Origin of the sequence: Bariatricus sp. TF06-38A, from assembly GCF_027690675.1 — a bacterium.
GTDB classification, from domain to species: domain Bacteria; phylum Bacillota; class Clostridia; order Lachnospirales; family Lachnospiraceae; genus Allocoprococcus; species Allocoprococcus comes.
In genome coordinates this window covers 45,068-67,869 of the sequence record NZ_JAQFCE010000020.1, presented here as the reverse complement: position 1 = coordinate 67,869, position 22,802 = coordinate 45,068, and the positions used below count along the sequence as shown (strand labels likewise).

20 protein-coding genes and 1 tRNA gene are annotated in these 22,802 nt (G+C 39.4%); 15 read left to right on the top strand and 6 right to left on the bottom strand.

Annotation, left to right across the window (positions count from 1 at the left end):
* Positions 1 to 172: 172 nt before the first annotated feature.
* Positions 173 to 1,024 (bottom strand): AraC family transcriptional regulator, encoded by an 852-nt coding sequence (locus PG418_RS14010; RefSeq protein WP_008370897.1) that lies wholly within the window; start codon positions 1,022 to 1,024, stop codon positions 173 to 175.
* A gap of 292 nt (positions 1,025 to 1,316) precedes the next feature.
* On the opposite strand from PG418_RS14010, the gene PG418_RS14005 reads away from it, so the two are divergent.
* The 5 genes from PG418_RS14005 to PG418_RS13985 are packed head-to-tail and all read left to right on the top strand — an operon-like array spanning position 1,317 to position 8,372.
* A complete protein-coding gene (locus PG418_RS14005) occupies positions 1,317 to 2,591 on the top strand; it encodes an ABC transporter substrate-binding protein (protein ID WP_368282354.1) in 1,275 nt (424 codons plus the stop codon).
* Positions 2,592 to 2,605: 14 nt separating this feature from the next.
* Positions 2,606 to 3,481 carry a carbohydrate ABC transporter permease gene (locus tag PG418_RS14000; protein WP_008370893.1) on the top strand — a complete coding sequence of 292 codons (876 nt, stop codon included), beginning with the start codon at positions 2,606 to 2,608 and terminating at the stop codon, positions 3,479 to 3,481.
* Entirely contained in the window at positions 3,481 to 4,323 is an 843-nt protein-coding gene (locus PG418_RS13995; protein ID WP_022219866.1) for a carbohydrate ABC transporter permease, read from the top strand. Before PG418_RS14000 ends, PG418_RS13995 begins: the two co-directional genes overlap by 1 nt.
* A gap of 27 nt (positions 4,324 to 4,350) precedes the next feature.
* Positions 4,351 to 6,534 (top strand): alpha-galactosidase, encoded by a 2,184-nt coding sequence (locus PG418_RS13990; RefSeq protein ID WP_055246311.1) that lies wholly within the window; start codon positions 4,351 to 4,353, stop codon positions 6,532 to 6,534.
* Between the two features lie 2 nt (positions 6,535 to 6,536).
* On the top strand, positions 6,537 to 8,372 hold the full coding sequence (locus PG418_RS13985; protein WP_498837544.1) for an alpha-amylase family protein: 1,836 nt from the start codon (positions 6,537 to 6,539) through the stop codon (positions 8,370 to 8,372).
* A 59-nt stretch (positions 8,373 to 8,431) separates the two neighbouring features.
* Here the strand turns inward: PG418_RS13985 and PG418_RS13980 are convergent, their stop codons facing one another.
* A complete protein-coding gene (locus tag PG418_RS13980; RefSeq protein WP_022219869.1) occupies positions 8,432 to 8,680 on the bottom strand; it encodes a hypothetical protein in 249 nt (82 codons plus the stop codon).
* 11 nt (positions 8,681 to 8,691) lie between these two features.
* Positions 8,692 to 9,039, bottom strand: a complete 348-nt coding sequence (locus PG418_RS13975; RefSeq protein ID WP_498837543.1) for a DUF6465 family protein — start codon at positions 9,037 to 9,039, stop codon at positions 8,692 to 8,694.
* A 177-nt stretch (positions 9,040 to 9,216) separates the two neighbouring features.
* On the opposite strand from PG418_RS13975, the gene PG418_RS13970 reads away from it, so the two are divergent.
* Positions 9,217 to 10,011, top strand: coding sequence for a Cof-type HAD-IIB family hydrolase (locus PG418_RS13970; RefSeq protein WP_022219871.1), 795 nt, complete (start codon positions 9,217 to 9,219; stop codon positions 10,009 to 10,011).
* Positions 10,012 to 10,044: 33 nt separating this feature from the next.
* Here the strand turns inward: PG418_RS13970 and PG418_RS13965 are convergent, their stop codons facing one another.
* A complete protein-coding gene (locus PG418_RS13965) occupies positions 10,045 to 10,869 on the bottom strand; it encodes a polysaccharide deacetylase family protein (protein WP_498837542.1) in 825 nt (274 codons plus the stop codon).
* A 191-nt stretch (positions 10,870 to 11,060) separates the two neighbouring features.
* On the opposite strand from PG418_RS13965, the gene PG418_RS13960 reads away from it, so the two are divergent.
* The 7 genes from PG418_RS13960 to PG418_RS13930 all read left to right on the top strand — a co-directional run bounded on the left by PG418_RS13960 (position 11,061) and on the right by PG418_RS13930 (position 18,875).
* A tRNA-Gly gene (locus PG418_RS13960) sits at positions 11,061 to 11,131 on the top strand.
* A 240-nt stretch (positions 11,132 to 11,371) separates the two neighbouring features.
* A complete protein-coding gene (locus PG418_RS13955) occupies positions 11,372 to 12,739 on the top strand; it encodes an MATE family efflux transporter (protein ID WP_055246320.1) in 1,368 nt (455 codons plus the stop codon).
* Between the two features lie 13 nt (positions 12,740 to 12,752).
* Positions 12,753 to 13,340: a cytidylate kinase-like family protein gene (locus tag PG418_RS13950; protein WP_022219921.1), complete on the top strand. Its 588-nt coding sequence runs from the start codon at positions 12,753 to 12,755 to the stop codon at positions 13,338 to 13,340.
* 692 nt (positions 13,341 to 14,032) lie between these two features.
* Positions 14,033 to 14,503 (top strand): Hsp20/alpha crystallin family protein, encoded by a 471-nt coding sequence (locus PG418_RS13945; protein ID WP_008370865.1) that lies wholly within the window; start codon positions 14,033 to 14,035, stop codon positions 14,501 to 14,503.
* Positions 14,504 to 14,569: 66 nt separating this feature from the next.
* On the top strand, positions 14,570 to 15,604 hold the full coding sequence (locus PG418_RS13940) for a DnaJ C-terminal domain-containing protein (protein WP_498837541.1): 1,035 nt from the start codon (positions 14,570 to 14,572) through the stop codon (positions 15,602 to 15,604).
* A 166-nt stretch (positions 15,605 to 15,770) separates the two neighbouring features.
* Entirely contained in the window at positions 15,771 to 18,371 is a 2,601-nt protein-coding gene (gene clpB, locus PG418_RS13935; protein ID WP_498837540.1) for an ATP-dependent chaperone ClpB, read from the top strand.
* 396 nt (positions 18,372 to 18,767) lie between these two features.
* Entirely contained in the window at positions 18,768 to 18,875 is a 108-nt protein-coding gene (locus PG418_RS13930; RefSeq protein ID WP_242859504.1) for a helix-turn-helix domain-containing protein, read from the top strand.
* A gap of 305 nt (positions 18,876 to 19,180) precedes the next feature.
* Here the strand turns inward: PG418_RS13930 and PG418_RS13925 are convergent, their stop codons facing one another.
* The gene (locus tag PG418_RS13925) at positions 19,181 to 19,918 is read right to left on the bottom strand and encodes a GntR family transcriptional regulator (protein WP_008370857.1); all 738 of its coding nucleotides are present in this window, start codon (positions 19,916 to 19,918) and stop codon (positions 19,181 to 19,183) included.
* On the bottom strand, positions 19,915 to 20,625 hold the full coding sequence (locus PG418_RS13920; protein ID WP_118198798.1) for a GntR family transcriptional regulator: 711 nt from the start codon (positions 20,623 to 20,625) through the stop codon (positions 19,915 to 19,917). Before PG418_RS13920 ends, PG418_RS13925 begins: the two co-directional genes overlap by 4 nt.
* Before the next feature lie 315 nt (positions 20,626 to 20,940).
* Between PG418_RS13920 and PG418_RS13915 the strand changes: the two genes are divergently transcribed.
* Together PG418_RS13915 and PG418_RS13910 are read left to right on the top strand one after the other, a co-directional pair.
* Complete coding sequence (locus PG418_RS13915) at positions 20,941 to 21,936, top strand: SIS domain-containing protein (RefSeq protein ID WP_004074321.1); 996 nt, start codon at positions 20,941 to 20,943, stop codon at positions 21,934 to 21,936.
* A gap of 9 nt (positions 21,937 to 21,945) precedes the next feature.
* The gene (locus PG418_RS13910) at positions 21,946 to 22,797 is read left to right on the top strand and encodes a PfkB family carbohydrate kinase (protein ID WP_055246327.1); all 852 of its coding nucleotides are present in this window, start codon (positions 21,946 to 21,948) and stop codon (positions 22,795 to 22,797) included.
* The last annotated feature ends 5 nt before the right edge of the window (positions 22,798 to 22,802 follow it).

The following is a 22,802-nucleotide window of genomic DNA, read 5'->3' as shown; positions in this document are numbered from 1 at the left end:
AAAGTAAGGGAGCTGTAGACCGTAAGGGTTTGCAGTTTTTTTATTGCATAGCAAAATCCGTAGGAACTTCCTGTTAAATAAAAGGCACTACGAGCTCAGGCACATTCTTTATTATTACATATTAAATAATAAAAATAGAATGCACAGTCTGAACTGCAGCATTCTTTTTCTATTATTGTTTAAGTCTGTTCTGATTACGCCAGTCTCTTGGCGATATTCCATAAATATTTTTAAATGCTCTGGAAAAATGTAATTGGTTGGGATAACCGACTGCATTACCTACATCTTTAATGGAAAGCTTTGTCAGTTTTAATAATTCAGCAGCTTTAATCATTCTATAATTCAACAAAAATTCCTGAGGAGATTTTCCAATTCCGTCTTTGAAAATTTTTCCGAAATAACTGCGGTTTAATCCGCATACAGCAGCGATGTTTTCGACAGAAATATCGTTTTGGAAATTCTGCTCTATATAAGATAGGGCTTCATGGATATAAAAATCCTGAAGACGGCTGATTTTCGATGTCTGCATGATGGAAGTAGAACGAATAAGAGCATCAATTGCAAGATAGAGATGCCCGATCAGGTGAAATGGTGTAGCGTCTCCGTGACTTGCAATATAGAGAAGTTCTTCTTTCAGTATTTCACGCAGATCCTTAGAAGTAGCTTTATAAATCGGATTATCCAAACTAAGTCCGGAAAGTTCAATGGTTTCCTTTGCACGTAGTCCGTCAAATTCAATCCATGTATATTCCCATGGGAGTTTTTCATCAGAGATATAAGTATTGATCTGACCGGGGAAAATCATAAAGCCCTGGCCACTTTTTACGTGATAGGTCTGTGTTACACCGTGAGAATCATTTGCCATTAAAATTCCGGTGCCGGAGATAATGTAGTGAAAAAGAAAATGATTACGGACGGCAGGACCAAAACTATGCGCCGGTTCACATTGTTCGTAACCAAACTGATACAATCCAAGATCGACAAAATTCTCGCTTGGAAATACTGAAAACATAAGTTCTTTCATAATAATTCCTTTCTCATAGGTGCTCTGCCGTGAAAAAATGATGTTTAGCAGATGTTAAGTCAGTTGATATATATATTTATTCTACTGATTTAATAAATAGATTGCAACTAAAATATACCAAAATGCTATGCCTTTAGCAAAAAAGAAGAAAATAATAGCATTTTGGAATAAAACTTCAAATGCAATGATATTTTTAGTCGCATAATGGTATGTTATAATACAACTATAAAGAAAGTACTTGATATATCGAGCGGTAACTAAAAACGAATATACCTGTGAGGAAGGAGAAAAAATGAGAAGGAAAAGAGCAGCAATTGTTTTGGGAATGTCCTGTATTCTGATGGCATCAGCTGTATTACAGGGATGTCAGCAAAATCCAAAAAGCGGAAAAGTGGAAATTGAACTTGTTCAGTATAAACCGGAGGCGGTAGATATATTTGAACAGCTCGAAAAAGAATTTAATGAGACACATGATGATATCCATTTAAAAATATCTTCCCCAAATGATGCGACAACAATTTTGAAAACACGTTTTATCAGAGAAGATTATCCGGATATTATCGGAATTGGCGGAGATATCAATTATTCGTATTTTGTTGATTCAGGAATACTGGCTGACCTTTCAGATTATGAAGGACTTAGTGAGGTAAAACCTGCTTATCTGGATATTATTGAAGGATTGGAGTTTGTTCCGACAGAAGGAACATATGGGCTTCCGTATGTGGCAAATGCGGCAGGAGTGCTCTATAACAAAGATATGTTTGCGGAACATGGATGGGAGATTCCGCAGACCTGGGATGAATTTATTTCTCTTTGCGAGGAGATTCAGAATGAAGGAATCCAGCCACTTTATTTTGGATATAAAGATACCTGGACCTGCCTTGCACCTTGGAATGCACTTGCAGTCGGACTTGCACCATCCGATGTTTGTCAGCAGGTGAATAAGGGAGAAACAACCTTCTCCAAAGAATATCCGCAAGTGGCAGAAAAAATGCTTGAATTGTTAAATTATGGTGAAGATGGACCGTTTGGATACGGATACAACGATGCATGTACTGCATTTGCAAATGGTGAATCAGCGATGTATACAATCGGAAGCTATGCAATTCCGCAGATCAAATCTGTAAATCCGGATATGAATATCGGATCCTTTGTTATGCCGGCTAATGATTCTGAAGAGGACAATGTATTAAATTCAGGAGTAGACCTTCAGTTCTGCGTGATGGATGCATGCGAAAATAAAGAAGCGGCATATGAAGTACTTGATTTCCTGATGGATCATGATAGTATCCAGTCATACTTAGATGCACAGAATGCGGTGCCTTGTAAAGACGAAGATTTTGCATTAGCTCCGGAACTGGAAGATATGAAACCATATATTCAGGATAACCGTATGGCGGATTACCAGGATCACTATTATCCGTCAGAAATGGCAGTCGATGCACAAATCCAGACATTTCTCATAAACCAGGATGTTGACGCATTCCTGAAAAAATTTGACAAAGACTGGATCAGATATAACAGGGATATCATTCGTATGATGGAAGATTATGAAGCAGGCAAGTAGGAGGGATACAGATCATGAATAAATTGAAAAGGATGAATGGCAGAGAGCGGACATTTTTACTGATTACGATACCGATACTTGCGTTGTTTTTCTGCTTTAATACGCTGCCACTTATTAAAGGTGTTATTTATAGTTTTACAAATTTTCGAGGATATGGCGAGTTTGACTGGGTAGGTATTCGAAATTATACAGACTTATTTACTGATGCAAGAGTCGGGAAATCCTACCTGTTTACATTCAAGCTTGCAATTGTTGCAACAATAGTTGTAAATGTGTTAAGTCTTGTTTTAGCTCTTGGATTAAACAGTAAAATTAAATTTAAAAGTGCACTCAGAGGAATGTATTTCGTTCCAAATATTTTAGGAGCACTTGTAGTGGGCTATATTTTCAATTACTTTTTCACTTATATTCTTCCGGCAGTTGTAAAAATGATGGGCGGAAAAGGTGACAGTATCCTGGCAAGCTCAAAATGGGCATGGGTTGCGATCGTAATTGTATGTGCATGGCAGTCTGTTGCAATGAATACGATTATTTATATTTCCGGACTTCAGACGGTACCGGAGGATGTATACGAAGCAGGTTCTCTTGATGGAGCGACCGGATGGAAAAAATTCAAGAATCTGACATTTCCACTGATCCTTCCATTCTTTACCATCAATATGGTACTTTGCATGAAGAATTTTCTGATGGTATTTGATCAGATCATGGCTCTTACCAAAGGAGGTCCGGCGCAGAGTACAGAATCAATTTCATTTTTGATTTATAACAATGGTATGGCCGGAGGACAGTTTGGGTTCCAGAGTGCCAATGCAGTTGTGTTCTTTGTAGTGATCGTTGTGATCTCTGTATTACAGATGAACTTTTTGGGAAATAAGGAGGAACAGTTATAATGAAAGTAAAGGTGAAAGAAAGAGTAAACTGGCCAATCACAATTTTATTGATTCTGGGTCTTGTAACCGTTATTTTTCCTCTTTATCTTACAGTTGTGATTGCATTTAAGAAACCGTCGGAAATGACAAACAGTATTTCCGGAATCTTATCACTGCCAAAAAGCTGGAGCTTTTCTAACTTTGCAGAAGCAATGCGTGTAACAGATTTCTGGCATTCACTGGGCAACAGTGTGCTGATAACGATTGTAACGGTAGTTCTTTCCATTCTGATTCATTCTATGATCGGTTATGTGATCGGAAGAAGTAAAAGTACCAGTAAATTTTACAAAGTAGCCTATCTTTATATTGTAAGCGGTATGTTTGTTCCATTTGCAATTTTGATGATGCCACTTGTGAAGCAGACAGCACAGATGAGAATTGACAATATTTTCGGTGTTATTTTGTGTTATCTTGTATTTTATATGCCGATGAATGTGCTCTTATACTCCGGTTATCTGAAAAATATTCCGCTGGCACTGGAAGAGGCTGCACATGTAGACGGGGCAACAACCTGGAAAACTTACTGGAGCGTTATTTTCCCAATCATGAAACCGATGCATGCAACAGTAGCGGTACTTACAGCACTTGGTACATGGAATGATGTTATGACACCACTTGTAATTCTGGCAGGTAGTGATGTGAACACACTGCCACTTGCACAGATGACATTCCAGACACAATTTGGAACCAATTATAATCTTGCATTTGCATCCTATTTACTGGCACTGCTTCCGATTTTGATTTTCTATCTGATCTGTCAGAAACAGATTCTGAACGGTGTTGTAAATGGCGCAGTAAAATAAATTTGACAGAAGCTTAAGGAGAAGAATATGGGAATCATATACAACGAGAAAGCAAAAACATTTACATTACATACCCAAAATACAACGTATCAGATGCAAATTGATGCATATGGATTTTTACTGCATTTATATTATGGAAGAAAGACAGATGGAGTTATGGATTATCTTCTGACCTATGCAGACCGTGGCTTCTCAGGAAATCCGCAGGATGCAGGAAATGACAGAACATATTCTCTTGATGCGCTGCCACAGGAATTTCCGTGTCGACTGACAGGAGATTTCCGAAGTCCGGTGCTTGATCTTGTAAATGCAGATGGTTCTTTGGGATGCGATTTAAGATATCAGGGATATGAGATTTGTGATGGAAAATACAATTTGAAGGGACTTCCGGCGGTTTATGCTGCCGAAGAGGAAGCCCAGACTCTGATCATTTATATGAAAGATCAGGTGACAGGATTACAGGTAGAATTACTTTATGGAGTTCTTCCGGAGTATGATGTGATCACAAGAAGTGCAAAAGTGATCAATACAGAAGAAGATAAAATCAGACTGACAAAAGCCCAAGCAGCGTGTATCGATTTCGTTCATGGTGAATTTGACGTAATTTCATTTTACGGCCGCCATGCGATGGAAAGAAATATGCAAAGAACATCGGTAGGACATGGAGCTTTTGTAATTGGAAGCCGCAGAGGAACATCCAGCCATCAGTACAATCCGATGATGATACTGGCAGAAAAAGAAACGACAGAAGATGCCGGTACCTGTTATGGAATGTCTTTTGTATACAGCGGAGGATTTAAAGCAGAAGTAGAAAAGGATCAGTTCGGGCAGACAAGAATGCAAATGGGACTGCAGGAAGAACAGTTTTCTTATCCACTGAAAAAAGGAGAGGAATTTGTGATCCCAGAAGTTATTTTAACTTGCAGCAATCAGGGACTTGAAAAGCTTTCCCAGAATCTGCAGAGATGTATCCGTAAAAATCTGTGTCGCGGAAAATATAAAGAAAAAGTAAGACCGGTACTGATCAACAGTTGGGAAGCATGCTATTTTGATTTTACGGGAGAAGATATCTATCATCTTGCCGAGCAGGCAAAGGATCTGGGAATCGATATGGTTGTACTGGACGATGGATGGTTTGGAAGTCGAAATGATGACAACAGTGGACTTGGCGACTGGAAGGTTAATGAAGAAAAGCTGCAGGGAAGTCTTGGTGACCTGATCAGCAGGATCAATGCGTTAGGTGTTAAATTCGGGCTCTGGTTTGAGCCGGAGATGGTAAATGAAGACAGTGATCTTTACCGTGAACATCCGGACTGGGCAATTCAGATCCCGGGAAGAAAACCGGTAAAAGGAAGAAACCAGCTGCTCCTTGATTTTTCGAGAAAAGAAGTTGTGGATGCTGTTTATGAGCAGATGTGTCAGGTGCTCGATCAGGGAAATATCGAATATGTAAAATGGGATATGAACCGAAGTATGGCAGAAGTATATTCTATGACAGCAGAAGAACAGGGCAGTGTGCAGTATGACTACATGCTTGGACTTTATGATTTCCTGGAGCGTATTATAAGCCGCTATCCAGACCTTCTGATCGAAGGCTGCAGTGGTGGTGGAGGTCGTTTTGACGCGGGAATGCTGTATTATACACCACAGATCTGGTGCAGTGACAATACCGATGCAGTGGATCGTGTAAGGATTCAATACGGAACATCCTTTGGGTATCCGGTATCTGCAGTTGGATCTCACGTATCTGCAGTTCCGAATCATCAGACAGGAAGAAAGACATCACTCCATACAAGAGGTGTCTGTGCCATGGCAGGAACCTTCGGCTATGAACTGGATCCGGCGAAAATGACAGATGAAGAGCGCAGAGAGATCAGGAAACAGATAGTAGAATACAAAAAATACGCACAGCTTGTACAAAATGGACTTTACTATCGACTGAGTAATCCATTCGCAGAAGAAATCGGCGCATGGGAATTTGTATCAGAAGATGGGAAAGAAGTACTTGTAAATGTAGTTATGCTTGAAATCCATGGAAACATGACAGTAAATTATGTAAAAATGAAAGGTCTGTGTGCTGGACAATTCTATAAAGATTCAAATACCGGAAAAATTTATCCGGCAGAGGCGCTGATGGAAGTTGGAATTCCGATGCCGCTTGAATTTGGTGAGTACAAAGCATATCAGATTTATCTGGAAATGGTCGAGTAAAAATGAGAAAAACAAATGATATTTTTGAAAAGAGACTGGCGAAGCATATGGATGAGCTTCGCTGGCTCTATATGGAATTATATGATAATGAAGCAATGTTTGCAGAGCTCTGTGAACAGATGCAGAATTACTATCATGCAAGAAATGCGAAACTTCGAAAGAGAGATCTGGAGAAGGAAAAGGATCAGGCGTGGTATCGTAAAAAAAACATGCTGGGAATGATGCTGTATATTGATAATTTCGCCGGAAATTTAAGAGGAGTCAAAGGAAAGCTTAAGTATCTGGAAGAATGTGGTGTAAACTGTGTTCATCTGATGCCGTTTCTCGATTCGCCAAAGGGAAGATCCGATGGAGGCTATGCGGTTGCGGATTTCAGAAAAGTAAAGCCGGAACTTGGAACCATAGAAGACCTTGCAGATCTGGCTGAAGCCTGCCATGAAAAAGACATGAATCTGTGTATGGATTTTGTAATGAACCATACTTCCGAAGATCATGAATGGGCACAGAAGGCAAGAATGGGTGAAGGCGAATATATGAGCCGGTATTTTTTCTGTGACAATGAAAACTATGTCAGAGAATATGAGAAAACAGTGCCACAGGTATTTCCGGAAACTGCACCGGGGAATTTCACCTGGCTTCCTGAAATCGGACACTACGTGTTAACTACCTTTTATCCTTACCAGTGGGATCTGAATTATAAGAATCCGAGGGTGTTTAACGAAATGATGTATAATTTCCTTTTCCTGGTCAATCAGGGGATTGACATTCTGCGGATCGATGCAGTTCCTTATATTTGGAAGGAAATGGGGACAAGCTGCAGAAATCTTCCACAGGTACACACGATAGTCAGGATGATGCGTATGATCGGGGAGATTGTGTGTCCGTCGGTTGTATTATTAGGGGAAGTCGTGATGGAACCGGAAAAAGTAGTTCCTTATTTTGGTACCATAGAAAAGCCGGAATGTCATATGCTTTATAATGTAACCATGATGGCTACTACATGGAATACGGTTGCGACGAGAGATACCAGACTTTTACGGATGCAGCTTGATATTATGAACAACCTTCCGAAAGAGTATACTTTCTTAAATTACCTCAGATGTCATGATGATATTGGATGGGGACTGGATTTTCAGACACTTGCCGGTTGGGGAATGCAGGAAGTCCCACACAAAAGATATCTGAATGACTTTTTCACAGGAAAAATCGCAGAAAGTGTGAGCCGCGGGGAACTTTATAATGAAGATCCGATAACAGGAGATGCCAGATTCTGTGCAACGACAGCTTCCATGTGTGGAATTGAAAGTGCCGGATTTGAACAAAATGAAGAAAAGAAAAAAAGAGCAGTCAGATTTGATCTGATGCTGCATGCATATATGATGGTGCAATCCGGAATTCCAATGCTTTACAGTGGAGATGAGATTGGTCAGGTAAATGATTATACTTATAAAAATGATCCGGAAAAACGGGTTGATTCCAGGTATATCCAAAGAGGAAAATTTGACTGGAAGCTGGCAGACGGACGAAAGAGAAACGGAACGGTACAAAAAGAACTGTTTGATGGAATTGGAAAACTTAGATCCATCCGAAGTAAGGAAAAAGTATTTGACGCATCGGCAAATGTCTGGACGCTTGATACCTGGGAAAATGGAATCCTTGGAGTTGTGCGGGAACTGGAGGGCGAGCAGATGACAGCACTTTTTAATTTCGCAGAAGAGGACCGGACAGCCTGGATCGAAGAAGAGGGAGAGTATATGGATTTATATACCGGTAAAAAAGTCAGCCTTCAGGCAATAAAAATGGAAGGCCATTCCTTTGTATTAGCAAAGAAATGCTAAAGTAAGATAGAAAAAGAGCAGGTAAGAAATTTTATCCTTTCTTACCTGCTTTTTTTACTTTATTGGTTTTCCTGCATATCTTTCAGCATCTGGATAAGTTCCAAATCCTTTTCGGTAACACGGAAATTAGTGGTATAATTCCGTCCTTCCGGAGATTTGACGGAGATTTCGATGATGCTGTCTTTGCGGCATGCATCTCCTTTTACTGCATGAATAAAAGGCATAAATTTAGGATGCTCCTGTTGAAAAGTGGAAAATGCGGATTTCAGTTTTGCAAGCATTCCAAGCTGTTGAAAGTTAAGCGCCATAAAATACTCCTTTATAATTCAATATATCCATTGAACCCTCCAAGGGTGTAATATGCTTTTTTATCTTCTGGTTTCAGATAAATGGAGAGAGATTCCGGATTTTCTACAGCGTGTCCCTTTGCATTGCAGTCAGCGATCACACGTTCTGTGATAGCGGCTACAGTATATTCTGCACTCTGGTACTGAACATAAAATGCAGGATTTTTGGCAGGAACTTCTACTGGTACTTTGACTTCTTTTACAACTTCTTTTATCTCTACAACAGGAGTTGCTGTAGCCGGTGCTGATGATGTAGCTGTAGCAGTTACTGCTGATTCAAGTGTTCTTTTCTGTTTTTTCTTATCGATTCTTTTATTCATTATTATTACCCCTTTTTCAAATTGTACAACATCTATTATATTACTTTTATATGGAGAAGTCAAAATGGTATTTATCACAGATATTTTGCAGAAAATGAAAAAGGGTTGCGCATAATGGTGAGATATGAGTATAATGAGTATCGTGTAATTGGAGTATAACCGGGAGGAAAAGGTAGAATGAATAGAGCAGCATTATTTTTTGATATTGATGGGACCGTACTCAGTGAGATTACAAAAGAGATTCCCGCAAGTACGGTAGATGCACTTAAAAGGGCACACGACGCAGGACATTTTTTATTTATCAATACAGGAAGAACATACTGCAGTGTTCCGGTGGAACTGAAAAAACTTCCATTTGATGGATATTTGTGTGGATGTGGGATTTATTTTACATTTGATGAAGAAATTATTTTTGAAAAGCATCTGGATCCGGAGAGGGGCGATGAGATCGCTGATTATATGACAAAATGTCAGATTGATGGGATTTTTGAGGGAGCAGAAGATGTGTATTTCACTTCAAGAGTTTCAAGATTTGACAGATTGGAAAATACAAAAAAATACATGAACAACCGTGGACTTGGAATCGAGCGTTATATGGAGCAGAGAAGATGTCCATATGATAAAATCTTTATTTATACGGATGAAAAAAGTGATGTAAAAGCATTTTTTGAATTTATCAAAGATGATATGGAAGTAATCGACCGTGGAAGTAATACGTTTGAATGTATCCTCAAGGGCTATACAAAAGGAACTGCGATTGACTGGGTATTGGAGCATTTTGGAATGACGAGAGATCAGTCATATGTATTTGGAGACAGCAGCAATGATCTGGCAATGTTCCGGCATGCCGGGCATGCGATTGCGATGGGCGCGCATGACCAGGTGCTGGAACCTTATACAGAATTTGTTACAAAGACCGTTGAAGAAGATGGAATTGCTTATGCGATGAAGAAATATGGACTGATCGATTAGAGAATCCTCCGATAAAGTGACAGAGAAAAATTCCTAAGATGCAGTAGTTTTTATAAGGTCATCAAGAGAAGCAAAATGATAACCCATTTCTTCCCATTTGGTGAGAAGTTCATCTAAGATTTCAGCGTTTGTAGAGGATGTACTGTGGAGTAAAACGATGGCACCGGGATGGATCCTCCCAAGCAGCTTTTCAAAAGCCTCTTCGTGGGATGGCTGGCTATCCTGATACCAGTCGACGTAGGCGAGACTCCAGAAGAAGGTATGATAGCCAAGATCCTGTGCCATTTTCAGGTTGGCTTCGCTGTATTTGCCTTGTGGTGGACGATAAAATCTGGAAATTTCCTGTCCGGTGATCTGCTGATACAGTTTTTCAACTGTCTGGATTTCTTCAGAAAAGGATTCCATTGTAGAAATCTGTGACATGTCTTTGTGATGCCAGGTGTGGTTGCCGATGGTGTTACCGGCAGCGAGGATCTGTTTGATAAGTTCTGGATTGCTTTCCAGAAGTGTGCCGACGACGAAGAACGTTGCCGGAGCCTGATGTTTCGTAAGAGCTTCCAGAATAGCCGGTGTATTTCCATTTTCATAACCGGCATCGAAAGTAAGGTAGATTACCTTTTCGCCGGTGTCCTGTGCGTAAAAGGCATCAAATTTTTTCAACTCGTCAAATGTGGCATTGCCGACAGGGGGATCCCCGTCCGTTTGGAAGCTGAGCCCCCAGTTGCCTTCAGAAGAGGTGGGAACAGCGGCTGGAAAGAAATGATCATGCAGAAATGCAGCGCCGGTTCCCACAAAGAAAGCCACAAGGAAAAGAAAACAGATCCGTATAATATTTTTTGATTTTAATCTGGAAAACATAAAAGGAACTCCGATCGGATAGAAAACAGGTGATTGATAAAATATATGTGGAAATGGAAGGAAAAGAACCGAAATAGATAAAATAGAGGTCAGAAAATAAAGTGGACAAAAAGTAATTAAAGTGATTAAAAAATAAAAAAAAGGCTTGCATTTTTTCTGAGATGTGATATCATATTATTTGTCTTTAAGACGCGGGTGTAGTTCAATGGTAGAACACCAGCCTTCCAAGCTGGATACGTGGGTTCGATTCCCATCACCCGCTTTTGTTATGCGTAAAAAGAAGAGAGAATGTAAGGAAAATTTTGTTTGACTTTTTGAAAAAGAGGAAATATAATTACAAGAAACGAGTAGCAAGTAAGCGTAAATCCAGTTTACCAGCTACTCGTTTTCATTTTGCAAAAATCAATATCGCCATGAAAAAGTGTGTAGCGTGTCAGCGTAAGTCCAGCTTATATGACAAGGTGCGCACTTTTTTTGTGCCAAAAAGAAAGGAGTTTAAAAAATGGCGGAAAGCAACAAGATGAAGGAGATGCCGGTAAATAAGCTGATGGTCCAGATGGGAATCCCGATGATCCTATCTATGGCATTGCAGGCAGTCTATAACATTGTAGACAGTGCATTTGTAGGAAATATGAGAGTAGGCAGTGAGGCAGCATTAAATGCATTGACTTTGGTATTCCCGGTTCAGATGCTTATGGTCGCAGTAGGAATCGGAACGGGTGTCGGAACCAATGCACTTCTGGCAAGGACACTTGGTCAAGGGAATAGTAAAAAAGCAGCAAAGGTAGCAGGAAACAGTCTGTTTCTTGGAGTGATCATTTATGTGGTCTGCTTACTGTTTGGTATCTTTGGGGTGAAAGCATATATTTCATCACAGACAGTAGATACAGAAGTATTGGAGATGGGAGTCAGCTATCTGAGGATATGCTGCGTAATCTCTTTTGGTATTATTTTCTTTTCTTTATTTGAAAAGTTATTACAGGCAACAGGTCGTTCTCTTTATTCCACAATTGGTCAGGTGGTTGGAGCCGTTGTAAATATTATCCTTGATCCGATCATGATTTATGGTATTGGTCCTTGCCCGGAAATGGGAGTGAAAGGTGCAGCTTATGCAACTGTAATTGGTCAGGTAGCATCCGCAGTATTATTGCTTATCTTTCATATCAAATTCAATAAGGAATTCGAGCATGGGGCAAAATACATGAAGCCGGATGGCGGAATTATCAAAGAAATCTATAAAATCGGACTTCCGGCAATCATTGCACAGGCATTGATGTCCATTATGGTTTATGTGATGAATCTGATCCTGAAGTTCAATCCAGCAGCACAGACAGCCTATGGATTATTTTATAAAGTTCAGCAGTTTGTACTGTTTCTCGCTTTTGGTCTGCGAGATGCGATCACCCCGATCATTGCATTTGCTTATGGAATGAGAAGTAAAAAGAGAATTCAGGATGGAATCAAATATGGTCTGATCTATACAATTGTGTTAATGATTCTGGGAATTACAATCACAGAGATTTTCCCCGGAGCATTTGCAACGCTGTTTAATGCGGGACAGTCAAGAGAATATTTTATTGAAGCAATGAGAATAATCTCAGTCAGCTTTTTGTTTGCAGGCATCAATATTGCTTATCAGGGTATTTATCAGGCACTGAATGGTGGTATAGAGTCCCTTGTTATTTCGCTTTTGAGACAGCTCATTATTATACTGCCGCTGGCCGGAATTTTTTCTATGTTTGTCAGAAATGGACAGATGGGCATTTCATTAATCTGGTGGTCATTTCCGATTACTGAAATAGTTTCATGTTTTGCAGGTTATGTATTTTTAAAGAGAATCAGAAAAAATAAAGTAGATGTTTTGAATTAAGGAGAAATCAGAGATGGCGAAAAGAATTATTACAATCAGTAGAGAATTTGGAAGCGGTGGACGTTTCATCGGAGAAAAAGTAGCGAAGAAACTTGGGATTGCTTATTATGATAAAAATATTATTAATGACATTGCAGAGAAGTCCGGTTTGTCACCGGAGTATGTTCAGAAAAATGCAGAATTATCTCCGAAAAAAGGATTATTTGCATATGCATTTGCCGGACGTGATATTACAGGAAAATCAGTAGAAGACATGGTGTATGAGGCACAGAGAAAGGTTATCTTAGAACTGGCTGATAAGGAATCTTGTGTGATTATCGGAAGAAATGCAGACTATATTCTGAAGGATAGGGACGATGTGCTGAATGTATTTATCTATGGGGATATGCCGGAAAAAACAAAGCGAATTATGGGGTTATATAATGTAGAAGAAAAGGAAGCTGTCAAAATGATGGCAGATACAGATAAAAGGCGTATGACGAATTATAATTTTTATACGGATCAGAAATGGGGAAAAACGAGCAATTATACGCTGTGTCTGAACAGCTCACAGCTTGGATATGACAGATGTGAAGCGATAATTATTGAGTGTGCAAAATAAAAATTTGCTTACATTTTTCAAAAAATAAAGTATAATTAGTATTGTAAAACCAAGTACGATTTACATGAAAATTAGGGATCATTTCATTCAAATTTACTGAGTGAAGGATCCCTTTTTCTATGTGACGTATCTTTAAATTGAAAGAGATGTAGTTACAATGAAAAGAATTAAAGCAGCTTGTATCACTTAGACATTGTTTTTTCAAATCATGATGGAGAAACGACAGAGTATGCAAAAAAAGCGATTGTACAGGAGTGTGAAAAGTATAAAGCACAGTTAGAAAAGAGTGGAACAAAGTACAAAATTTTGTCAGAAAATATGATATTGCTGGAGAAGTGTAGTAAGAAAATCAGACGAATATATTTTTCCGAAGATTTGTCGTAAAAATGTGGTCAAATCAAGAAAATCGAGTGCGAAAGCAAGTGAAAAATCCCTGGGAAGCTGAGAGATACGCCATGCACAGCTCGGGAAAGAATTTCCTCGTTGCCGGGCTGTCGCCCTATAAAATAGCAAAAATAGACGCCTTTGCAAGTTCGTTCACAAAATCTTCACAAAATAATTAGCACTCACCTATTGACAGTGCTAATAATGCGTGCTATAGTACAGATAGAACAAAGGAAGGGGAACGAAAAGAAAGGTTCGCCAGAAAGTGTTCCGAACGTATTATGAGTGTTTGAAAGGAGACAGGACTTATGTTAATGCCTAGTATTTTTAATAATAATTTATTTGATGATGATTGGTTTGGATTTCCGTTTTACGGATATGCAGATAAAGCAGAGAACAGAGCAGAAAAGAAGCTCTATGGACATCATGCGAATAATCTGATGAAGACAGATATCAAGGAAATGAAAGATGGATATGAACTTGAGATTGATCTTCCAGGGTTCAAGAAAGATGAAGTTACTGCAGAATTGAAAGATGGTTATCTGACAGTCAGTGCAGCGAAAGGTCTTGATCAGGATGAACAGGAGAAAGAAACCGGCAGGTATATCCGCCGTGAACGTTACGCAGGAGCATGTCAGAGAAGTTACTATGTTGGTGAAGATATCACAGAAGAAGATATCAAAGCAGAATTTAAACATGGTATTCTGAAACTCTTTGTTCCGAAAAAAGAAGCAAAACCAGCGGTAGAAGAGAAGAAATATATCACAATTGAAGGTTAATATAGAAGATAAATTTCCCCCGGAGAGCAATCTCCGGGGTGTTTTACAGGCAGGAGGTGACAGAGCATGGCAGCAAAGCGGGATTACTACGAGGTGCTCGGAGTAGCAAAGAATGCAGATGAGAAGACAATCAAAAAAGCTTACCGGAAGCTGGCAAAGAAGTATCATCCGGATACCAATGCCGGAAATCCGGATGCAGAAAAGAAATTCAAAGAAGTAACAGAAGCTTATTCGGTACTGAGTGATCCGGAAAAGAAGAAGATGTACGATCAGTTCGGACACGCTGCATTTGACCAGTCTGCAGGAGGCAGCTATCAGGGCAGTGGATTCGAAAATGGTTTCCAGGGATTCAAAAGTGGTCCTGGAGGATATCAGGAGTATCATTTTACAGGAAATGCAGATGATATTTTCGGAGATATGTTTAAAGATATCTTCCATGGAAGCAGCAGTAAAAGCACAGATGGTTTCGGAGGTCATGGTTTTCACAGAAGCAGTTTCTATGACGATGGATCCGGATTTGGTGGCTTCGGAGGATTTGGTAACCACGGGTCAGCAGGCTTTGATCAGAAAGGTCAGGATCTGAATGCCAGTGTGTCTGTTACATTTGATGAGGCAGCATTTGGATGTGATAAAAGAATTACCTTGCAGGATCAGAGCGGAAAAGCACAGACACTTGAGGTGCATATTCCGGCAGGAATTGACAGCGGAAAGAGCATAAGACTTCGTGGAAAAGGAATGTCGGGAACCGGAAAAGGCGGTGCAGGAGATCTTCTTCTGAAAGTAACTGTTCAGCCGAAAGCCGGATATGAACGAAAAGGTATGGATGTTTATACAACGGTCAGCATTCCTTATACAACTGCCGTGTTTGGTGGAGAAGCAAGGGTGCATACCCTGTATGGTGATGTGATGTGCAAAATCAAAGAAGGAACACAGTCAGGAAGCAAGATTCGTTTAAGAGGAAAAGGAATCGTTTCCATGAAGGATGCAAATGTCCATGGTGATCAGTATGTAACGGTACAAATTCAGGTTCCGAGACATTTAAATCCAGAAGCAAGACAGAAACTGATGGAATATAAGAAAGCCGCTGCCGGAGGAAGATAAAGGATCCGGGGCGTTTCATATAGATGGGACTCAGAAAATGAGTTCGATGATTTGACAGGGAAGTAAAAATTTATATAGATTTAGCACTCGACTATTGACAGTGCTAATAACAAGTGCTATAGTTCGAGTAGAACAAAGATAGCAAGGCAAAGGAGGGACTCATGTTATGAATATCAATAAATTTACACAAAGTTCTATGGCAGCAGTACAGAACCTTGAAAAGATTGCAGCAGATTATGGCAACCAGGAAATTGAACAGGAACATCTTCTGTATTCTTTGCTTACAATAGATGACAGCCTGATTCTCAAGCTGATTGAGAAGATGGGCATTACAAAAGAGACGATGATGAACCGTGTGGAAGAGCTTTTACGGAAGCGTCCGAAGGTACAGGGCGGTCAGATGTATATTGGTCAGAATCTGAATAATGTGCTGATCCATGGCGAGGATGAGGCAAAGCAGATGGGTGATGAATATGTATCGGTTGAGCATCTGTTCCTCGCACTTCTGAAATATGCGAACCGTGAGATCAAAGGTATGATGAAGGAACTTGGAATCACAAGGGAAAGCTTCCTTCAGGTACTTTCTTCGGTAAGAGGTAATCAGCGAGTAACCAGTGATAATCCGGAAGCTACTTATGATACCTTGAACAAATACGGGGAAGATCTGGTAGAAAAAGCCAGGGAGCAGAAGCTGGATCCGGTCATCGGACGTGATGCAGAGATCCGGAATGTGATCCGTATCCTGTCACGTAAGACAAAGAACAACCCGGTTCTGATCGGTGAACCTGGTGTTGGTAAGACAGCAGCAGTAGAAGGTCTGGCACAGCGTATCGTGCGTGGTGATGTACCGGAAGCTTTGAAAGATAAAAAAGTATTTGCACTGGATATGGGAGCACTGGTTGCAGGTGCCAAGTATCGTGGTGAATTTGAAGAGCGTTTGAAAGCAGTTCTGGAAGAAGTCAAGAACAGTGATGGAAACATCATCCTGTTTATCGATGAGCTGCATACCATTGTAGGTGCCGGAAAGTCAGACGGTGCAATGGACGCCGGAAATATGTTAAAACCAATGCTTGCCCGTGGTGAGCTGCATTGTATCGGTGCGACAACTCTGGATGAGTATCGCCAGTATATTGAAAAGGATGCCGCTCTGGAACGTCGTTTCCAGCCGGTTATGGTGGATGAGCCTTCAGTTGAGGATGCCATTTCTATCCTTCGTGGATTGAAAGAGCGTTATGAAGTATTCCATGGTGTCAAGATCACAGACAGCGCACTGGTTGCGGCGGTTACTCTGAGTAACCGTTATATTTCAGACCGTTTCCTTCCGGATAAGGCAATCGACCTGGTTGATGAAGCATGTGCATCCATTAAGACAGAGCTGGATTCTATGCCGACAGAGCTGGATGAGCTGAACCGTAAGATCATGCAGCTGGAGATTGAAGAAGCTGCTTTGAAGAAAGAGGATGACCGACTGAGCAAGGAAAGACTGCAGAAACTGCAGGAAGAACTTGCCGAAGAACGGGAAAAATTCGCAAAGCAGAAAGCACAGTGGGATAACGAAAAACATTCTGTTGAACATGTACAGAAGATCCGTGAGCAGATTGAACAGCTGAACCGTGAAATCGAAGCAGCTCAGAGGAACTATGATCTGAACAAGGCAGCAGAGCTTCAGTACGGACGTCTTCCACAGTTGCAGAAACAGCTGGAAGAAGAGGAAGCAAAGGTAAAAGATGAAGATCTGTCACTGGTTCATGAAAGTGTTACCGATGATGAGATTGCCAAGATTATTTCCCGCTGGACTGGTATTCCGGTTGCAAAATTAAACGAAAGCGAGAGAAGCAAGACACTGCACCTTGCAGATGAACTTCACAAACGTGTCATCGGACAGGACGAAGGCGTTACGAAAGTAACCGATGCAATCATCCGTTCCAAAGCAGGAATCAAAGATCCGACTAAGCCGATTGGTTCCTTCCTCTTTCTTGGACCTACAGGTGTAGGTAAGACAGAGCTTGCAAAAGCACTTGCCGAGAATCTGTTTGATGATGAGAACAATATGGTGCGTATCGATATGAGTGAGTACATGGAGAAATATTCCGTGTCCCGTCTGATCGGAGCGCCTCCGGGATATGTCGGATATGATGAGGGTGGTCAGCTTACGGAAGCCGTTCGCAGAAAACCGTATTCCGTAGTGCTTTTCGATGAAGTAGAAAAAGCACATCCGGATGTATTTAACGTACTTCTGCAGGTACTGGATGACGGACGTATCACGGACTCGCAGGGACGTACCGTTGATTTCAAGAATACGATCCTGATCATGACATCGAACATCGGATCTTCTTATCTGCTGGATGGTATCGATGAAAATGGCGATATCAAACCAGAGGCAGAGGAGATGGTCATGAATGATCTGAGAGCACATTTCAGACCGGAATTTCTGAACCGTCTGGATGAGACGATTATGTTCCGTCCGCTGACGAAAGATAATGTCTACTCTATCATCAGCCTGCTTGTCAATGATATCAATAAACGGCTTGCAGATAAAGAACTGAGGATCGAGCTTACCGAAGCAGCCAATCAGCTTGTAGTGGAAGGCGGATATGATCCGACCTATGGTGCAAGACCATTGAAGAGATATCTTCAGAAGAATGTTGAAACCGAGGCGGCTAAACTGATCCTGGAAGGAAATGTTGGCAGCGGAGATACGATTCTGATCGATAATGTGGATGGAAAACTTACTGCAAGGATCAAGCAGCACTTAAGAGAAGTATAAGAAATGTGATATATAAAGAATCTGCAATCGGCAGATCATCGAATCCGATCATGGTGACATCATCAGGCGCAGGACGGTTTATGACCGCTTGCGCCTGTATTCGTTTGGAGTTATACCAAACTGTTTTTTGAGGGCAGTCTGAAAGTGGTTCTGGCCTGAAAACACAAAAAAGTGCTGATTGTACTGATCGGTTTATTCGTGAACTGAAGCAGACGCCGTCCCTCCTCGGGCTTGCACCGGAGAATAAAATGGCTTCTTCAATCACATAATCGCGATACAAGCTGATAAAGCAAAAAACCGGATACAATTTTCAGGAGCTTCTGCAAAGAAAAAGATTTCAGATGACGGTTCTTCTGTTGTGCGATACAAAGCTTTCGATTGAAGAAATAGCCCTGGATTGTCGGGTATGAGAATCAAAGCTATTTTTTCAGACAATTTAAGAAACGTTACGGAATGACACCGCACAAATACAGAAAAGAAAACATAAAAGATAAAAAACGATAGGATGGAAAATAAGGACAGTTTTTTGAACTAATGAGGTTCTAAAAAGCTGTCCTTATTTTTGTTATATTGAGTACTATAATGGTCTCATAAATTAAGACACCCTAAACAATGCTTCTGCTGTATTCGATGACAAGCGTGAAGAAAATTTCAAGGAAAAGCTTGCCTATCCGACTAAAAATGGTTAATTCTAAGCGACTTTAGGTGGTCAATTTTCCCCGTTCCTAACAAAAGTATTATTTTGTGTATATTCTATCTTGTTTTGTTTATGGTGCATACACATACTAAATGGTAAAATTAAAGTGAATTTAGATATCATTTGTGACAAAGCGCACTTCAAGTTTATCAGGGCGTGAATAACTTTCTGTATATTCAACTAAATTACCATTTTCATCGTATCCTATGAATTCAATATAGTTGACGATAGAGGTGGCACTTGGAAGATGAAGGTGCTTTTGAAGTTTTTCGCCAGCTTCTACCATCATCATTGTCTCATTAAATTTTACAGGCAAATGATTTTTGGATTTCATATAATCATAAAGCGATATGTGCTCAAAATTGTAATTATCGATATCTGAAAAAAAATGAAGAGGAACATAGGTAAACTCAATTGCAAGAGGTTCCTTGTTTCCAAGACGAATTCGATGAATACCGTATATTTCATCTTCTTCAGAAAGTCCAAGTTTATCTGCAAAGTATTTTCTGTTTTTGATTATACCTGTGCCTAAGCATTTATTGGAAATTTCAATACCAAAGTTACGAACTAAAGAGGTAAAGCTGGCATTTTTTGATTCATTTAGTACTCCTAAAGCAACTCGATTTTGTTCGGGTTTGCGGACAAAAGTTCCCTTTCCGTGAACGCGAATTAAGTAATGTTGGCTAATTAATTCGTCAAAGATGTCATGAATCAAATACCGACTTACACTATACATTGTTGCAAAATCCCGTTCGCTAGGAAGCAACTCCCCAGGAAGATATTCCTGTGTTTTAATTTTTGTAATGATACTAGATTTTATTTGTGCGGCTAATACATCATCATTGCTCATAAAACTACCTCCCTGATAAAACCAAAACGATCAATTAGCATATTATTTTCAAAAAAGACTGCAAGATGTCCTTGCTTATCATACATGAGCCCTTTGTATTTCATTAAAGGGCTATCAACAGGAATATTTAAAATTTGAGCAGTCTTTGTGTCTGCGTAAAGTAAGGTAACTTTTTGATTCGATTTTGCCAAGGTTATTTGACAATTGTTTGTAATCAAATCAATTGCAGGAGCAGAAGCAGCAATTTGTTGGGTGAGATCTGGATAGATATATTCAGGAATATAAGTTGTATTGATACAAATTGGTTGAGTACCATCTGAATAAAGCCAAACAATTTTGTATATTTTCGATTTTTCAGGAAGTAACATTTCGCTTGCAAGATAGTTATCTGCTTCTATTTTTTTGAAATCATATAATTCGTAAGTTAATTGTCCGCTATCTTCCTCTGAATGTAAGGAAAAATTACGAATGGATTGTAAAATGCGTTTAGGCGCTACGTAATAACCACTTCGTGGTTTTGAGATAATTGTTTTATCTTGAAGTAACAGATTCAAGGCTCCACGAACAGTTAAGCGTTGTACATGAAACAGCTCTGCCAGCTTTCGTTCCGAAGGCAGTTTGTCACCTGGAAGATAGTGTTCTTCCTTTAGCATGTATTTGATTTCTTTTGATAATGCAACATCTAAAGTTAATAAATTTTTTTTCATAAGAACTCCTAATATTATAATTTACTTGTAAATTATAATCAAATTATACGTTGTCAGTTCTTAAAAAGCAAATGGAAAGGAAAAAAGAAATGAATAAATAAAAAATAAATATAAAAACTGGTATAGTAAACCTGAAATGTGCTTCATACCAGAATAAAAGAAATATATGCATTGTGTATAAAAAAATGCATTTATATTTATAAAAATACAACAATATTCAATATTTTTTGCGTGAAATATTGAAAAAAATGAAAAAAGTGGTATATTATATTTAAAAATAGTCACCAATACAAAAGAAGGGAAAGGGAAAACACTATGTTGAAATTTAATGAACAGAAACAGATTGAAAGTGTGAATGGAGCGCTTGCTCTGAGAAATCAAATTAATGAATTGATTGATGGAATTTGTAAAGAAGGATACAAGAATATTTGTTGGCTCGGTATCGGTGGAACATATGCATCTTGCCTCCAGGCAGAGGTTCATATGAAAGAAAAATCAAAACTTTCATTTTTTGTTGAAAACGCAGCAGAGTATTTGACAACTGGAAATAAAAAAGTTGGAGAAGGAACTATTGTAATTATTTCGTCTGTTACAGGAACAACTTCTGAAATCGTAGATGGAGTAAAAAAAGCACAGAAGAGTGGAGCAAGGGTGATTGGTTTTATTGATGTTGCTACTGCAGAACTTGCAAAACTTGTAGACTATGTGATTACATATCCTGCCAATGAACAATTGAAATTTTATATGGTAGCAGATAGATTTATGTACAATGCAGGAGAATTTCCAGAATATGAGGATTTATACAAGGAGTTGGATCAGTATTTGGCAACTGCACTTGTGGAAGTTGAAAAGGAAGCAGATGCTTTCGGAGAAGAATTTGCAAATCGTCATAAGGACGACAAAATTCATTATTTTGTTGGGGCTGGGAACCAGTATGGTGCCACATATTCTTATGCAATGTGTTATTGGGAAGAACAGCATTGGATTCGTACAAAATCTATCCACAGTGCAGAATTTTTCCATGGAATGTTAGAAATAATTGACAAAGATACACCAGTTACAGTATTTATTGGGGAAGATTCTCAGAGATCATTGAGCGAGCGCGTTGCAAACTTCTTGCCACGCATTTGTGGAAAATACAATATTATTGATACCAAGAAATTTGAATTAAAAGGAATTAGTCCAGAGTACAGAGGATATATATCACATTTAGTGATGCATGCGGTAACACAGAGAATTGATGTACATATGGAAAAAGTCAATTGTCATCCTATGGAAATCAGAAGATATTACAGATGTCTGGACTATTAAGGTGGCAAAATGGACAGAAAGATAAGAGTAGCAGCAATAGGAGATAATTGTATTGATTATTATGATTCATTGAATGAATCTTATCCAGGGGGAAACCCAGTGAATGTTGCTGTATACATAAAACGATTAGGTGGAGAAAGTTCTTATACAGGTGCTGTTGGAACTGATTCATTCGGAAAAATCATGATAAGTGCAATTCAAAATAAAGGAGTCGATACTTCTCATATTCAAGTGCTGGATGGAAAGACCGCAGTTACACATGTTGACATTGTAGATGGAGATAGAGTGTTTGGAAAATATGAAGAAGGTGTTTTGGCAGACTTTAAGCTAAGAGAACAAGACATTTCCTTTATAAAGAAACATGATTTAGCGGTTACAGGAATTTGGGGAATGATTGAAGATGAGCTTCCACTTATTTCGAAAGAAATTCCAGTTGCATTTGATTTTGCCAATAAATTTGCAAATCCAATTGTTGAGAAAGCGATTCCATATGTGACATATGCATTCTTCTCTTTTGACGAGGAATCACGCAATGAGTTTAGACAGAAATATCATAGCATGGGCTTAAAAGAAAAAGAAAATTGTACGGAACAATTAAAGGAATTCATGAAAGCAATGCAACAAAAAGGACCTAAAGTCATTATTGCAACATTGGGGAAAAATGGAAGCATTGGGTATGATGGAAATTCTTGGTATCGATTTGGAATCATAGAGTGTAAAGTTGTTGATACAATGGGTGCAGGCGACAGTTTTATTGCCGGATTTTTATATGGGATTTTGAATGGATTGAATGTTCAAGATTCGATGGAAGCAGGAGCTCGGAATAGTGCGGTAACAATAGGGTATCAAGGGGCATGGTAGAAGGA

Bases quoted from the DNA above. Each gene is read 5' to 3' on its own strand.
- PG418_RS14010 (WP_008370897.1), bottom strand. From the start codon at position 1,024: ATGAAAGAACTTATGTTTTCAGTATTTCCAAGCGAGAATTTTGTCGAT.
- PG418_RS14005 (WP_368282354.1), top strand. From the start codon at position 1,317: ATGAGAAGGAAAAGAGCAGCAATTGTTTTGGGAATGTCCTGTATTCTG.
- PG418_RS14000 (WP_008370893.1), top strand. From the start codon at position 2,606: ATGAATAAATTGAAAAGGATGAATGGCAGAGAGCGGACATTTTTACTG.
- PG418_RS13995 (WP_022219866.1), top strand. From the start codon at position 3,481: ATGAAAGTAAAGGTGAAAGAAAGAGTAAACTGGCCAATCACAATTTTA.
- PG418_RS13990 (WP_055246311.1), top strand. From the start codon at position 4,351: ATGGGAATCATATACAACGAGAAAGCAAAAACATTTACATTACATACC.
- PG418_RS13985 (WP_498837544.1), top strand. From the start codon at position 6,537: ATGAGAAAAACAAATGATATTTTTGAAAAGAGACTGGCGAAGCATATG.
- PG418_RS13980 (WP_022219869.1), bottom strand. From the start codon at position 8,680: ATGGCGCTTAACTTTCAACAGCTTGGAATGCTTGCAAAACTGAAATCC.
- PG418_RS13975 (WP_498837543.1), bottom strand. From the start codon at position 9,039: ATGAATAAAAGAATCGATAAGAAAAAACAGAAAAGAACACTTGAATCA.
- PG418_RS13970 (WP_022219871.1), top strand. From the start codon at position 9,217: ATGAATAGAGCAGCATTATTTTTTGATATTGATGGGACCGTACTCAGT.
- PG418_RS13965 (WP_498837542.1), bottom strand. From the start codon at position 10,869: ATGTTTTCCAGATTAAAATCAAAAAATATTATACGGATCTGTTTTCTT.
- PG418_RS13955 (WP_055246320.1), top strand. From the start codon at position 11,372: ATGGCGGAAAGCAACAAGATGAAGGAGATGCCGGTAAATAAGCTGATG.
- PG418_RS13950 (WP_022219921.1), top strand. From the start codon at position 12,753: ATGGCGAAAAGAATTATTACAATCAGTAGAGAATTTGGAAGCGGTGGA.
- PG418_RS13945 (WP_008370865.1), top strand. From the start codon at position 14,033: ATGTTAATGCCTAGTATTTTTAATAATAATTTATTTGATGATGATTGG.
- PG418_RS13940 (WP_498837541.1), top strand. From the start codon at position 14,570: ATGGCAGCAAAGCGGGATTACTACGAGGTGCTCGGAGTAGCAAAGAAT.
- clpB (WP_498837540.1), top strand. From the start codon at position 15,771: ATGAATATCAATAAATTTACACAAAGTTCTATGGCAGCAGTACAGAAC.
- PG418_RS13925 (WP_008370857.1), bottom strand. From the start codon at position 19,918: ATGAGCAATGATGATGTATTAGCCGCACAAATAAAATCTAGTATCATT.
- PG418_RS13920 (WP_118198798.1), bottom strand. From the start codon at position 20,625: ATGAAAAAAAATTTATTAACTTTAGATGTTGCATTATCAAAAGAAATC.
- PG418_RS13915 (WP_004074321.1), top strand. From the start codon at position 20,941: ATGTTGAAATTTAATGAACAGAAACAGATTGAAAGTGTGAATGGAGCG.
- PG418_RS13910 (WP_055246327.1), top strand. From the start codon at position 21,946: ATGGACAGAAAGATAAGAGTAGCAGCAATAGGAGATAATTGTATTGAT.